The organism is Streptobacillus canis (assembly GCF_009733925.1).
In the GTDB taxonomy this organism is placed as follows: domain Bacteria; phylum Fusobacteriota; class Fusobacteriia; order Fusobacteriales; family Leptotrichiaceae; genus Streptobacillus; species Streptobacillus canis.
This window is the reverse complement of record NZ_WOEI01000034.1, coordinates 1-14,214: the sequence shown is the minus strand read 5'-3', so window position 1 is coordinate 14,214 and position 14,214 is coordinate 1. Positions and strand designations below refer to the sequence as shown.

Annotated in this window: 9 protein-coding genes; all 9 read right to left on the bottom strand. The window is 26.8% G+C overall.

Annotation, left to right across the window (positions count from 1 at the left end; genetic code table 11):
- Positions 1 to 208 precede the first annotated feature (208 nt).
- Genes asnA through GM111_RS07475 form a run of 9 tightly spaced genes read right to left on the bottom strand, consistent with a single transcriptional unit; the run spans position 209 to position 13,995 of the window.
- Positions 209 to 1,222 carry an aspartate--ammonia ligase gene (gene asnA, locus GM111_RS07515; protein ID WP_156300488.1) on the bottom strand — a complete coding sequence of 338 codons (1,014 nt, stop codon included), beginning with the start codon at positions 1,220 to 1,222 and terminating at the stop codon, positions 209 to 211.
- Between the two features lie 3 nt (positions 1,223 to 1,225).
- Positions 1,226 to 3,250 (bottom strand): NAD-dependent DNA ligase LigA, encoded by a 2,025-nt coding sequence (gene ligA, locus GM111_RS07510; RefSeq protein ID WP_156300487.1) that lies wholly within the window; start codon positions 3,248 to 3,250, stop codon positions 1,226 to 1,228.
- A gap of 8 nt (positions 3,251 to 3,258) precedes the next feature.
- Entirely contained in the window at positions 3,259 to 4,719 is a 1,461-nt protein-coding gene (gene guaB, locus GM111_RS07505) for an IMP dehydrogenase (protein WP_156300486.1), read from the bottom strand.
- A 2-nt stretch (positions 4,720 to 4,721) separates the two neighbouring features.
- Positions 4,722 to 6,335, bottom strand: a complete 1,614-nt coding sequence (locus GM111_RS08425) for a uracil-DNA glycosylase family protein (RefSeq protein WP_231479787.1) — start codon at positions 6,333 to 6,335, stop codon at positions 4,722 to 4,724.
- Between the two features lie 14 nt (positions 6,336 to 6,349).
- Complete coding sequence (locus GM111_RS07495) at positions 6,350 to 8,221, bottom strand: ribonuclease J (protein WP_156300485.1); 1,872 nt, start codon at positions 8,219 to 8,221, stop codon at positions 6,350 to 6,352.
- 12 nt (positions 8,222 to 8,233) lie between these two features.
- Positions 8,234 to 10,144 (bottom strand): tRNA uridine-5-carboxymethylaminomethyl(34) synthesis enzyme MnmG, encoded by a 1,911-nt coding sequence (gene mnmG / locus GM111_RS07490; RefSeq protein ID WP_156300484.1) that lies wholly within the window; start codon positions 10,142 to 10,144, stop codon positions 8,234 to 8,236.
- 8 nt (positions 10,145 to 10,152) lie between these two features.
- The gene (locus GM111_RS07485; protein WP_156300483.1) at positions 10,153 to 10,806 is read right to left on the bottom strand and encodes a potassium channel family protein; all 654 of its coding nucleotides are present in this window, start codon (positions 10,804 to 10,806) and stop codon (positions 10,153 to 10,155) included.
- Positions 10,807 to 10,813: 7 nt separating this feature from the next.
- Positions 10,814 to 12,142 (bottom strand): TrkH family potassium uptake protein, encoded by a 1,329-nt coding sequence (locus tag GM111_RS07480; RefSeq protein WP_156300482.1) that lies wholly within the window; start codon positions 12,140 to 12,142, stop codon positions 10,814 to 10,816.
- Positions 12,143 to 12,195: 53 nt separating this feature from the next.
- Entirely contained in the window at positions 12,196 to 13,995 is a 1,800-nt protein-coding gene (locus tag GM111_RS07475; protein WP_156300481.1) for a peptidylprolyl isomerase, read from the bottom strand.
- Positions 13,996 to 14,214: the final 219 nt, after the last annotated feature.

The window sequence follows — 14,214 nt, the reverse complement described above, 5'->3', positions numbered from 1 at the left end:
TTTATAAATAATTCTATTGGACCTCCTATTCATAAATTCTATAACCCTAATGGCCTATTATTTAAATAGGTATTTTTGTATTACTCAAATTTACTTATTAATTTTATTTTTTATAAACTGTTGTTGCACTTTATATTAATCAATAAAATTATATACATCTTATTAGAATTCTAATTTCCTATATAACCCTGGTAAACCAGGATTAATATTATAATAAATTGATTCCATTTTTTAAACATTCTTCTTCAATTTCTTTTGTCCAAATAGATGCTTGAACTTCTCCTATATGCGCTTTTTGTAATAAGAACATACAAATTCTTGATTGTCCAAGTCCACCACCTATTGTTAAAGGTAGTTCATCATTTAATAACATTTTATGATAATCAAGATTTTCTCTATCTTTATTTCCAGCTAATTCTAATTGTTTTTTCAGAGTTTCTTTATCTACTCTTATACCCATTGAAGATAATTCGAATGCAGATTTTAATAAATCATTCCATACTAATATATCTCCATTTAGTTCCCAATCATCATAATCTGGTGCTCTACCATCATGTTTTTCTCCACTATTTAGGGTTTTCCCTATTTGCATTAAAAATACTGCTTTATGCTTTTTAGTTATTTCATTTTCTCTTTCTTTTGCAGATAAGTTCGGGTACATATCTTCTAGTTCTTGAGATGTTAAGAAATAAATATCATTTGGTAATAGTTGTTTTAAATCATGATATTTCATATTAACATATGATTCTGTTGCTAAAAATACTTTATATATTTTAGTTACAACTTCTTTTAAAAATTCTATCCCTCTTTCTCTTGTCTCTTTAGATATTACTAATTCCCAATCCCATTGATCTACATATATAGAGTGTGTATTATCTAAATCTTCATCACGTCTTATAGCATTCATATCTGTATAAATACCATAATTTTCTTTTATCCCATATCTTTTTAGTGCCATTCTCTTCCATTTTGCAAGTGAATGTATAATTTCAATGGTAGTATTTGGATCTTCTTTCATATCAAATGATACAGGTCTTTCTACACCATTTAAATTATCATTTAATCCAGTTGATTTTACTACAAATAAAGGTGCTGAAATTCTTGTAAGATTTAAAGCATCTGCTAAGCCCCTTTCAAAAAAATCTTTTATTTCTTTAATTGCAACCTCTGTTTGCATAATATTTAAACTTGTCTTATATCCTTTTGGTACAAATAATTTCATTTTCTAACCTTTCAAATTACTTAATTTTAAAAATTCTTCCTCATCCAATACCTTTACCCCTAATTTTTCAGCCTTATCTAACTTAGAACCAGCTTTTTCTCCAACTATTAAATAATCTAAATTTTTACTTACACTAGATAAATAAATTCCTCCATTTTTTACTATTAAATCTTTAATTTCCTCACGAGAGAAATTCTCAAATTTCCCTGTAGCTAAGAATTTTTTATTAGTAATAAAATCATTATTTAATACTTGTTCTTTTTCATAAATAAAATTAAAACCTATATTTTTCATTTCATTTATCAATGCTATATTTTCTTCATCTTTAAAATAATTATATATTGACGCTGCAACCTTTTCTCCTACACCTTCTATAGCCATAAGATCTTCTAATTCTGCATCTAATATTTTTTCTATAGTCTCAAAATGTGATACAACTAATTTTGAAGTTGTTTTACCAACATATTCAATTCCTAAAGAATAAAATAATTTATCAAAACTAATATTTTTAGCTTCATCAATATTTGCTAATAATTTTTCAACACTTTTTTGTCCCATTTTGTCCAAATTCATTAATTCTTCTTTATATTTATCTAAAGTGAATAAATCTGTTACATTTTTTATAATTGATAAATCAACAAATCTATCAATTATTTTATTACCTAATCCTTGAATATTTAAAGCATCTCTACTTACAAAATATTCTATTTTTCTTTTTAATTTTTCAATACAATTAGGGTTTTTACATTTAAGTGCAACTTGTCCTTCTTCTTTTATCAGCAAACTATTACAACAAGGACAATTCGTAATTATTGAAATATTTTTTTCAAAACCACTTCTTTTTTCAAATAGTACTTTTACTACTTGAGGTATTATTTCAGCAGCTTTCTCTATTATTACAATATCTCCTATTTTTAAACCTAATCTCTCTATTTCATCAAAATTATGAAGTGATGCACGTTTTACAACTGAACCAGAAATATTCACTGGCTCAAGTTCTGCTACTGGGGTAATAACCCCCGTTCTACCAACCTGAAAACTTACATCTACTACCTTTGTTTCTTTTTGTTCTGCTTTAAACTTATATGCTATTGCCCACTTAGGTGATTTAGCTGTATAACCCAATATATTATGTAATTCAAATTCATTAACTTTAATTACTAAACCATCAGTTTCATAATCAAGTTTTTTTCTATTTTCATTCCAATATACAATTTCTTTTTCTAAATCATCTATTTTATTACATTTTGTAAATACTCCCGTTGTTTTAAAACCTAATTTTTTTATAAATTCAATAGATTCTAAGTGTGTTTTTACATCATATCTTTCTGCATCAACTAAATAGTATAAATAACAATCTAAATTTCTATCTTTTACTATACTATAATCTAATTGTCTTATTGTTCCAGCTGCTGCATTTCTAGGATTGGCAAAAACTGTTTCTCCATTTTCTTCTCTTTCACTATTAATTCTTTCAAATTCTTTTAATGGTAGAACAATTTCTCCTCTAACCTCTAAATCTATTTCCTCTCTTAATATTTTAGGAATACTTGAAATCTGAGCTACATTTTCAGTAACATCTTCTCCAACAGTACCGTCACCACGTGTAATGGCTTGAATTAATTTCCCTTTTTCATATATAAGGCTAATACTCAATCCATCTAATTTTAGTTCTAAAATATATTCAACATTTTCTCCTACATCTTTTTTAACTCTTTGATCAAATGCTCTTAAATCATCCATAGAATATGTATTTGCTAAACTTAACATAGATTTTTTATGTTTTACCTTTTTAAATTTATCACTAGATTTTCCACCTACAATTTCTGTAGGTGAATTTTCTAGTTTAAATTCTGGGTATTCTTTTTCTAAAATTTCTAACCTCTTTAATAACATATCATATTCTTGATCTGTAATAAGACTTTCATCTAAATTATAGTAATGTTGATTATATATTTCTATATCTTTTCTTAATTTATCATATTCATTCTTCTTTTCTTCTTTATTATCAAGATCAAAAAGCAACATTTTTTCTCCTATTTAATTCCACTATAATTTGGTGCTTCTTTTGTAACTATTACATCATGTGGATGAGATTCTTTTAATCCAGCATTTGTGATTCTTACAAATTTACCATTAACTTTTAAATCTTCTATAGTAGGTGTTCCACAGTACCCCATTCCTGAACGTAATCCACCACATAATTGGAATAATACATCTTTTAATTTTCCTTTTAATGGAACCATTGATTCTATTCCTTCTGGAACTAATTTATCAGTAGCTGCTTCAAGTTGGAAATATCTATCTTTACTTCCTCTTTTCATTGCAACAAGTGAACCCATACCTACATAACTCTTATATGCTCTACCATTGTAAAGTATTTCTTCTCCTGGTGATTCATGTGTACCTGCAAGTAATCCTCCCAACATTACACAATCTGCTCCAGCAGCAATAGCTTTAACTATATCTCCTGAAAGTTTAATTCCACCATCTGCAATAACTCCGATTCCTCTTTCATTACAATATTCTGCCACTTCCATTACAGCAGATAATTGTGGCATCCCAACTCCTGATACAACACGAGTTGTACAAATAGATCCAGGTCCTACCCCAACTTTTACAGCATCTACTCCAGCTTCTACTAAGTCAATTGCAGCCTGTTTAGTTACAATATTTCCACCTATTAAATTTAAATTTGGGAATTCTCTTCTTATTTCTTTTATTTTTTCAATTACCCCTCTTGAGTGTCCATGAGCAGAATCAACAGTTATTATATCTACACCTGCTTCTACTAAAGCTTTAACTCTTCTTAATGTATCTGTACCTATACCTACTGCAGCTCCAACTCTTAATCTTCCTTTTTCATCTTTACAAGCATTTGGATAATTTGAAACATTATCAATATCTTTAATAGTTATTAAACCTTTTAATTTTCCATTTTCAACTATAGGTAATTTTTCTATTCTATGTTCTAATAAGATTTGTTTAGCTTCTTCAAAAGTTGTTCCAACTTTAGCTGTAATTAAATTTTCTTTTGTCATTACATCTACAACTTTTGCAGTTAAATCTTCTCTATATTTTAAATCTCTATTAGTAATTATACCTAATAATTCATTTTCAGCATTAATAACTGGTAATCCAGATATTTTATATTTCCTCATTATTTCATTAGCTTCTTGTAAATCTGATCCCACATTCAATGTAATAGGATTAGTAATCATACCACTTTCAAATATTTTAACTTTGTTTACTTCTTCTGCTTGTCTTTCAATAGTCATATTTTTGTGGATAAATCCAATTCCACCTTCTCTTGCTATTGCAATTGCTAATTCTGCTTCTGTAACAGTATCCATTGCAGCACTAATAATAGGTACATTTAATGTTAACCTTTTTGTTAATTTTGTTTTTAATTCTACCTCACTTGGTATAACGCTTGAACTCTGTGGTATTAATAATACATCATCAAAAGTTAATCCCTCTAATAAAATTTTACTCATCTCTACACTCCTAACCAATTTATATATTTTTTTGTTTTTTCAAAAGACTTTCCTAGCATAAAATCATTTTCATTTTTTAAATTCCCACAAATAGCAGGATGATTATGCTTAATAATTTCTCCATTTAAAATATGTTTTTCCATTACAGCTGCATCATTTCCCCACAGTAGATAAATGATATTTTGATTTTTTGTACTAATATATTCTACTAAATCATTTATAATATCTTCCCAGAATTTATGATGTGATCCCGGTTTATCTACTACTGTTGTTAATGAAGAATTCAATAATAATACACCCTGCTTCTGCCAATTTTCAAAAATTTCATTTGGTGTTAGTATATTAAATTCTTTTTTTAATATTGCATTTCTAATTTCAGATATATCTGCAAATTTACCAGTATATGTTTTATATATTAATTTCAATATATTTTTTAAGGAAGTATTTACTTTTTCATCCATCCAACTGTCACTTCTTACTTCAAAAGCAAGTCCTGTTGCAACTCCCTTTTGAAAATATGGATCTTTTCCCATAATACATACTTTAATATTTAAAATATCTTGATTAAATGCTTTAAATATTTTATCTGAACTTGGTGTATAATCAATATAGTCAGCTTCAAGATTATCTATAAATCTTTTAATTTCAGCAACTCTATCTATTGTAAAAAATTCTTTGAAACTTTCATGTATTTTATACCCATTCATAAAATTTATTACTGCATTATCAAACTTGCTGTCATTATTTAATATGTCATATATTTTCATTCTGTTATTAAATGATAAGATATATACTTTAGAATCATAAATTCTAATTCTCTTTATTTCATCTTGAAATACTTTGTATTTTTTAACTATATTCATTTCTAAATCTGTAATTATTAGTTCTCCATTGATATTACCAAAATAATAAAAATTCCCATCAGTTTCAATAAAAGTTATTTTATAATTTGATAATTTATATGAATTTTTTATCTGTGATTCAAGTATATCCCAAACCTCTACATATCCTTCATCAGTTGATGCTAAATAATTTAAACCAACTATTTTTGAATAGATATGATTAGTTGTTGAAGTTATTTCAGATATCTTTTTTAAATGCTGTAGTGAAAATATTACTACATTTACACTACTTTCATACATTTTTCTATGCTTGATTAAAATATTCTCACCACTTATATATATTTTAAATCTACCTTCTCCAAAATCAGTTAGTGGAAATGCTTTCAAACTTTCCATACTAATCTCATTTATATATAGTATTCCATTGGAGATATATGCTATTTTTCCTGATTTACTTACAATTACATTTTCAACATTATTTAATGGAAGAGCTACCTCTTCTACAATTTTTTTCTTTTTTCCATCTACTTTATATACTTTGTCATTAGAAGATACTACATAAAAATCATTACTTTGAAAAAGTTGATTTTCGTATTTAATAAATCTAATACTTAAAGAGTCTTTCATTTTACCTTTTATACTCTTAATTTTTTTCATTTCAGAGAAAAAATCTAACGAATCTCCAGTTGTAATTAGTGTATGATTTAAAGGATCTAATGCAAAGTCTGATATGTTGAAATTAAAGTTAATGCTATCTTTTAAAATCAATTCCATACTAACTCCCTTACTTATACTCTAACTACTGTTACTATTACTGTTGGCACTTTACCTATATTATCATTAAAGAAATTATTTAAAGTATTAACAATTCCTATCTTAATTTTTTCTATATCTTGTTCTTTTGCTTGTTCAAGTGATGCAAGTTTTGCTTTTACAACCTCTTTCATGCTTTCAGAAATTTGTGAAGTACTATCATCTTTTTTATACAAGAATCCTTTACTAAATATTATTGGATCTCCAATAAACTTAAGATCAGAATTTTGTGCAATAGATATAGTTAGAACACCATTATCTGCAAGAGATTGTCTCTCTCTTAAAATATGTTCTCTAACATTTCCAACACTATCTCCATAAATATATACAGCCCCACTTGGAACTTTTCCTACATTTTTAAAACTTGTTGGAGTTAATTCAAGTTTAGAACCATTTTCTGCTAGAATTATATTCTCTTCAGGTACTCCAACTTGCATTGCTAAATCTTTATGTTTTTTTAGCATTACATATTCACCATGTACTGGCATAAAGTACTTAGGCTTTATTAGATTCAACATTAATTTTTGTTCCTCTTGGCAACCATGACCTGAAACATGTATTCCCATAATTTTCTCAAATACTACTGAAGCTTCTTTTTTTAGAAGTTGGTTTATATTTTTATATGCTGCTTTTTCATTTCCTGGTATTGGTGAACCAGAAATTATTACTTTATCATTTGCTCTAAGTGAAATAGACTTATGTGATCCATTTGCTATTCTAGATAATACTGATAAAGGTTCTCCTTGAGTTCCAGTACATATAATCATTACTTTATTTTCAGCCATATTTTCTGCTTGTTCTAATGTGATTATCATACTTTTTGGAATCTTTAAATACCCAAGTTTTGAGCAAATCTCAAATATTTTTAACATACTTCTACCATCAATAGCAATTTTTCTACCATATTTTTGAGCTATTAGTATAATTTGCTGTATTCTATGTACATGTGAAGCAAATGATGCTAAAATTACTCTTCCAGTTGCTTTTGCAACTTCTGCATCTATACTTCTTCCAACAACTGATTCTGATGGAGTTGAACCTGGAACTTGTGCATTTGTACTATCTGAAAGTAATAAATCTACACCTTCTTCTCCAATAGTTGCTAACCTTCCAAAATCAAATTTTTCATCATTAACTGGTGTTAAATCTACTTTAAAATCTCCTGTATGTAATATTGTACTAGTTGGAGTTTTAATTCTAATTGCATAACAATCTGGTATAGAGTGTGTTACGCTTATAAATTCTACTGTAAAATACTTACCAATTTTAACTTCATTTCTGTTTGAAATAAATACACATTTAGGTTTTTTAGTAACTACTTTCTCAAATTTTGCAAGTGCTAATTCTAAGCTTAATTTACCTCCATACATAGGTATATCTGAGCCTAATTTTTGATAAAAATATGGTACAGCTCCTATATGGTCTTCATGTCCATGTGTTATTAATAATGCTTTTACTTTAGCTAAATTTGCTGATAAATATTCAAAACTAGGAATAATTAAATCAATTCCTAAATGTTCATCTTCTGGGAATGTAAGTCCAGCATCTATAACTATCATTTCATCTCTATATTGTATAACAGTCATATTTTTACCAATTTCTTCAATCCCACCTAATGGTATGATATATGTCTTATCTGTTGTTATCTCATTGTTTTTTTCAACAACTTTTTCAACAATCTTTTCGACAACTTCTACTTTTTCTTCTTTTTTTCTAGTCTTTTTTGCTTTAGTTGCTGTAGTTTTAGTTGAAGCTAATAATTCTTCTTCAAATAGTTGTTTTACAGCTTTAATTTTTTCATCAATTTCCTTTTTCTTTTTAGAAAAAGTTGTTTCTTTTTTTTCCATCTTTACTCCTTCCTATAATTTTATCTTGCCATCTAAGTACATTAATAGTACTGAAATATCTGCTGGTGTAACACCTGCGATACGTGATGCTTGTCCAACTGTATGAGGTTTTCTTTCATTTAATTTTTGTTTAGCTTCCCCTGTTATACCTTTAATTTCAAAAAAATCTAATTCAGCTGGTATAATTTTTTCTTCTAATTTTCTTTGTTTTTCTATCATTGCATTTGCTTTATTGATATATCCTTCATATTTTATTTGAACTTCTATTTGATACTCAGTTTCTTCATCAAAACAAATATTTTCCATATTACTTATATCTTCTGCAATGTATTTAATATCATCATATGTAAAGCTTGGTCTACGTAATAATTCTTTCAGTGTTGTTCCGCTCTTTAAAGTCTCATTATTTTTTTCTAAAACTTCTACTAATTTTTTATTACTTACCCCAAGTTTAGTATTTTCAAGTATTTCAATTGTTTTTTCAACATTATTTAGTTTTTCTAATACTTTAGCATATGTTTCATCATCAACTAAACCAATTTTATGACCAATATGAGCTAATCTTAAATCTGCATTATCTTCTCTTAATATTAATCTATATTCTGATCTTGCAGTAAACATTCTATAAGGTTCTTCAATTTCTTTAGTTATTAAATCATCTATTAATGTTGCAATATATGAATTATTTCTTTCAAGTAATAAAGGTTCTTCTCCTTTTATAGCTAAACTTGCATTTATACCTGCAAGTAATCCTTGAACAGCTGCTTCTTCATATCCACTAGTTCCATTAATCTGCCCTGCTAGATATAGCCCTTTAGCCTTTTTTGTTTCTAATGTATATTCTAATTCATTTGGATTTACAAAATCATACTCTACCGCATATCCATATCTCATTATTCTTGCATTTTCTAAACCTTCAATTTGTCTTACCATTTCTTGTTGTAGATCTGCAGGATAAGATGTTGATAATCCTGAGATATATACTTCATTAGTATCAAATCCTTCAGGTTCTAAGAATAAATGATGTGAGTCTTTATCATTAAATTTCATTACCTTATCTTCAATAGATGGACAATATCTAGGTCCTACTGAATCTTTTATTGTTCCATTATATAATGGAGATCTATTTAAATTATCTCTAATTATTCTATGTAAATCTAAATTTGTTCTTGAAATATAGCATGATAGTTGTTTCGTATTTTCAATAACTTCATTTGGTGTTGAATTAGAAAATTTAATTACCTTACCAGTTTCTCCAGGTTGCTCTTCTAATATATCAAAATTTATTGTTCTTGCATCTATTCTAGGTGAAGTCCCAGTTTTAAATCTTCTAACTTTTAGTCCCATATCAACTAATGATGAAGTTAAATCTTTAGCTGAAAGTTCTCCCATTCTTCCACCTTCAAGTATTTTATCACCTACATATAATAATCCATTTAAAAAAGTCCCTGAACATATAATTACACTTTTTCCAATAAATTCTAATCCATTTTTTGTTTTTAATCCTTTAACAACAAAATCTTTTTCAGTATCTTTTTCATAAATTAGTTCAGTAACTATATCTTGTACAACATCAAGATTTTCTTGATTTTCTACAATTTTTTTCATATTTCTAGCATAAATTTTTCTATCTGCCTGTGATCTTAATGCTCTTACAGCTGGACCTTTTTTTGTATTTAATATTCTAATTTGTACAAATGATTTATCTATTGTCTTAGCCATTTGTCCACCTAGAGCATCTAACTCTTTTACTAAATGAGATTTTGCAGGACCACCTATAGAAGGGTTACAAGACATTACCCCTATATTATCTAAAGTGATTGTAAACATAGCTGTTTTTAATCCAAGTCTTGCACTAGCAAGAGCTGCTTCAATACCTGCATGACCTGCTCCAACTACTAGTACATCATATTTATTATTCATATTCACCCCTATTTAATTATTTTATCTATCATCTCTGTTTTAAGTAACATTACTAACATTTCATCTTCTTTTAAAATATCATTTGGACTAGGTGTAACATTCATAGTTCCATCTCCATATTTTACTGCCATAACGTTAGCTTCATATTTATTTCTTAAATCTAAATCTTTTAATGTTTTTCCAACAAATTCTTCAGGCATTATTATTTCAAATACAGAATATTCTTCTGAAAATCTAAAATGCTCCACAACTGTTGGTCTAAGTGATGCTAAAGCAATTTTTTCTCCCATTGATTCTTCTGGGTATACAACCATATCTGCACCAATTTTTTTAAGTACTTTCCCTTGAGTATGAGATACTGCTTTACATATTATTTTATTAATTCCTAATTCTTTCAATTGTAATGTAACTAAAATACTCGCTTGTATGTTACTTCCTATACATACAAATGCAATTTCAAAATCATCTTTTACAATATTTTTTAATGTTGTTTCATCTGTTACATCTAATATTATTGCTTCATCTACTATCTCTTCTTCTAATGCTTGTCTTACTAATTCTTCTGATGAATCAAGTGCTAAAACTGTATTACCATTTTTATATAATGTCTTTGCAACAGACTTACCAAATTCTCCTAACCCTATTACTAAATAATTTTTCATATTGCTCCTAACCAATTAATATATTTTCTTCTGGATATGTATATTTTCCTTTTTCTGTTGTACCTGATAAAGATAAAACTACAGTCAGTAAACCAACTCTTCCTAAAAACATCGTTAAAATTAATAACGCTTTTGAATATATAGTAAGAGAAGATGTTAATCCCATACTTAAACCTACTGTCCCCATAGCTGAAACTAATTCAAATAATACTTTCACAATATCTTTATCGCTTTCAAAAATACTCATTAATACAAATATTACAAAAACATAAGAAATTGCTATTAATAATAATGCAGCTGCTTTATTGAAAGTTCTAAATGAAATTCTTCTTTTTGAAAATAATATATCCTCTTTATTTTTTAACGAAGCTCTAATTCCTAAAAATATTATTCCTACAGTATTTGTTTTAATACCTCCACCTGTAGATCCAGGTGATGCTCCAATAAACATTAATAGACATGCAATTAATACTGTAGGTATTCTTAATTCATTTATATTAACTGTATTAAATCCTGCTGTTCTTAAGCTTACAGATTGAAAGAAACTTGCTAATACTTTCTTTAAAAATGACATTTCTCCTATACTACTACTATTTGTATATTCAAGAATTAAAAATGAAAACATACCTATAAATAGTAATGAAAAAGTAATATATAAAGAAAATTTTGTATTAATCGTAACTCTTCTACTTTTTCCTCTAATATAATCATACACATCAATTATTGCTGCAAAACCTACCCCTCCTGTAAATATTAAAAACGCAATAACTATATTAACATGTATATTATCAACAAACCCCTCTAAATTATTACTATATAATGAAAAACCTGCATTACAAAAAGCAGAAATTGAATGAAAAATCGAATAAAAAATAGCTTTACCTAATGTATAAGTTTTTAAAAAATTTGATAAAAGAAAAAATGCACCTAAAAATTCTATTCCAAATACAACCATTGCCACCTTTTTTATATATAAATAAATATCAAATTTATCCTCAAAATTTAAATCTTCTTTCACAATTTTTTTTGTATAATATCCTATTTTTTTTGATACTAACAATACTATTAAAGAAGAGAAAGTTAAAATCCCTAATCCTCCAAGTTGTATCAATATCAATATAACTAAAGTCCCAAAATCATTAAAAGTTTTACTTACATCAAGTATAGATAAACCTGTTACTGTTACAGCTGATGTTGCAGTAAATAATGCTTCAAAAAAACTAATATTTACTCCTTTTTGCAAACTAAAACTAAAAGTTAAAAATGTCGCTCCTATTAGTATTATTGATATAAATGAGATAAGTATCAAAATATACGGTGATATTTTTTTCCCCATTTTACACTCCATTTTTTAATAAGGACAATCTAAAAAGATTGTCCTTATTTATTTTATATTTCTAATAAATGTTTTGTTACATATTCTGTTGCTGCGATGTAATTTAATTTTTCTTTTACTTCATTAAATCCAACTTTTTTGTATGGTATGTCTTCTGTTTTTTGAATTAATACAAATGAATCATCTAATGATATTTCTATAAATTCTCCAACTTTTGCAGCAAATAATTTATTATTTACTTCTTTGTCATATCCAACTACAGGTAATTTATCATTTTCTTTTACTTTAGAGAAATGATCTTTTATACCATATTCATTATATTTACCAGTAGTATCACCAGTAATATTTTCCCAAGTTAATTTATTTGAAGAAATTAAATCTTTTATTTCTAAAACTTTTGCTTTAGTTTCATCTTTAGTTTTTTTTCCTGGTTCAACACTTATTAAGATATGTTTTAATGTTGCCATATCTTTATTATCTTTATCTTTTTCTTCAACCAAGATAATATGATATCCAAATTGTGTCTTAACTGGTCCAACTATACTTCCAGCTTCTGCTTTTGCAACAGCTTCTTTAAATTCAGGAACAAAGTTATTTATATTAGCTTTTCCTAAATCCCCACCGTTTTGTGCACTTCCTGGATCTTTTGATAATTCTTTTGCTTTTTCAGCAAAGTTTTCTTTAGTAATAGTTTTCATTAATTCTACAACTTTAGCTTCAGTTTCTTTTGCATCTTCATCACTTGCTAAATATGCTTTACCTATGATTTCTCCACTTACAGTATGAGATATATCAAATGCACCTTCATATTTATTGAATATTGCCATCATTTCTTCTTCAGTTGCTTTATATGTACCTAATAATTGAGAAACATATTGTTCAGCAATATATTCTAATTGATATTTAGGTAATAAATCTTGATTTAAAGTTAATCCTGCTTCTAAAGCTTTATCTTTAATTCTAATTTTTTTATCTAAATCAGTTTCAATTAATGTTTTAACTTTATTTTGGAATTCTTCAGTATAACCTTTCCCTTCTTGGAAGAATAAGTTAACCACTTGTGAAATAACATCCATGTAAGTAAATTTGTATTCACCTTTTTCAAATACTAACTCTTTTAGTTTATTTACAACAGGTTCTATTGTATTATCTGAGATAGCAAAGTTAGCTGTATTAAATTTATTTTCAATTAATGATTTTTCATAAATTCTTGCCTTTTCAGTTAAGATTTGATCTTTAACTTCATCTTTAACTTCAGCAAAAGCTTTTCCTTCATATTCAGTGAATTTTTGTTGATTAAATCTACTTTCAATTTCTGTATCAGTAACTGATATTTTTTGTTTAATTATTTCCATTTTTTTGTCGTTTAATAAGAATCCTTTTATTGTTTCTCTTAAACCTTCTATTGTTTGACCTTGTGAGTTAAGTGCAGCTACTAAACCTTTACTTCCGCCCATTTGATCTTCTAATTCTTTAAACTTAGCATCTATATCAGCTTTAGAAACTGTAGCACCAAGTTCTGTTGTTAAAGCATTATTTAATGCTTCATAAATTTGTCCAGCTAGAACGTAACCTTTAGTTAATTCTTCTGGTAATGCCATATATTTTTCTTTATCTAAATTATTTGCTTTAATTACTTGCTCATTTAAGCCTTCAATTTGTTTAGAAAAATCAGCGTATTTTTGATCAAAATCTTCCTTATATATCTTTTCTCCATCGATTTTTAACATAACTGTTTTGCTCTCTTTATTAGCAAAGTAAGTATAAGCAGACATAAATATTGGTATTAGCATTGCAATCGCTATAAAGACCGTAATAATTTTCATTGGTCTTCCCATTTTTTTTAATGCCATTATTTGTTCCTCCTATCAATCGTTTTACATGTTATTATATCATATTTCCTCAATTAAATTCAAGCATTCTAAGGAAAATATGTAAAAGGTGTAATATTAATATGATAATGTCTTAATATAATTAAAATAAAAATGTCCTAATTAAGTATAAGATTAAAAATAAAATTAATTAAATAATATATGATATAATATCTTTTGTAATTTTAATAGTAAGAAAGG

Excerpts from the sequence above, each read along its gene's own strand:
- asnA (WP_156300488.1), bottom strand. The coding sequence starts at position 1,222 with ATGAAATTATTTGTACCAAAAGGATATAAGACAAGTTTAAATATTATG.
- ligA (WP_156300487.1), bottom strand. The coding sequence starts at position 3,250 with ATGTTGCTTTTTGATCTTGATAATAAAGAAGAAAAGAAGAATGAATAT.
- guaB (WP_156300486.1), bottom strand. The coding sequence starts at position 4,719 with ATGAGTAAAATTTTATTAGAGGGATTAACTTTTGATGATGTATTATTA.
- GM111_RS08425 (WP_231479787.1), bottom strand. The coding sequence starts at position 6,335 with ATGGAATTGATTTTAAAAGATAGCATTAACTTTAATTTCAACATATCA.
- GM111_RS07495 (WP_156300485.1), bottom strand. The coding sequence starts at position 8,221 with ATGGAAAAAAAAGAAACAACTTTTTCTAAAAAGAAAAAGGAAATTGAT.
- mnmG (WP_156300484.1), bottom strand. The coding sequence starts at position 10,144 with ATGAATAATAAATATGATGTACTAGTAGTTGGAGCAGGTCATGCAGGT.
- GM111_RS07485 (WP_156300483.1), bottom strand. The coding sequence starts at position 10,806 with ATGAAAAATTATTTAGTAATAGGGTTAGGAGAATTTGGTAAGTCTGTT.
- GM111_RS07480 (WP_156300482.1), bottom strand. The coding sequence starts at position 12,142 with ATGGGGAAAAAAATATCACCGTATATTTTGATACTTATCTCATTTATA.
- GM111_RS07475 (WP_156300481.1), bottom strand. The coding sequence starts at position 13,995 with ATGGCATTAAAAAAAATGGGAAGACCAATGAAAATTATTACGGTCTTT.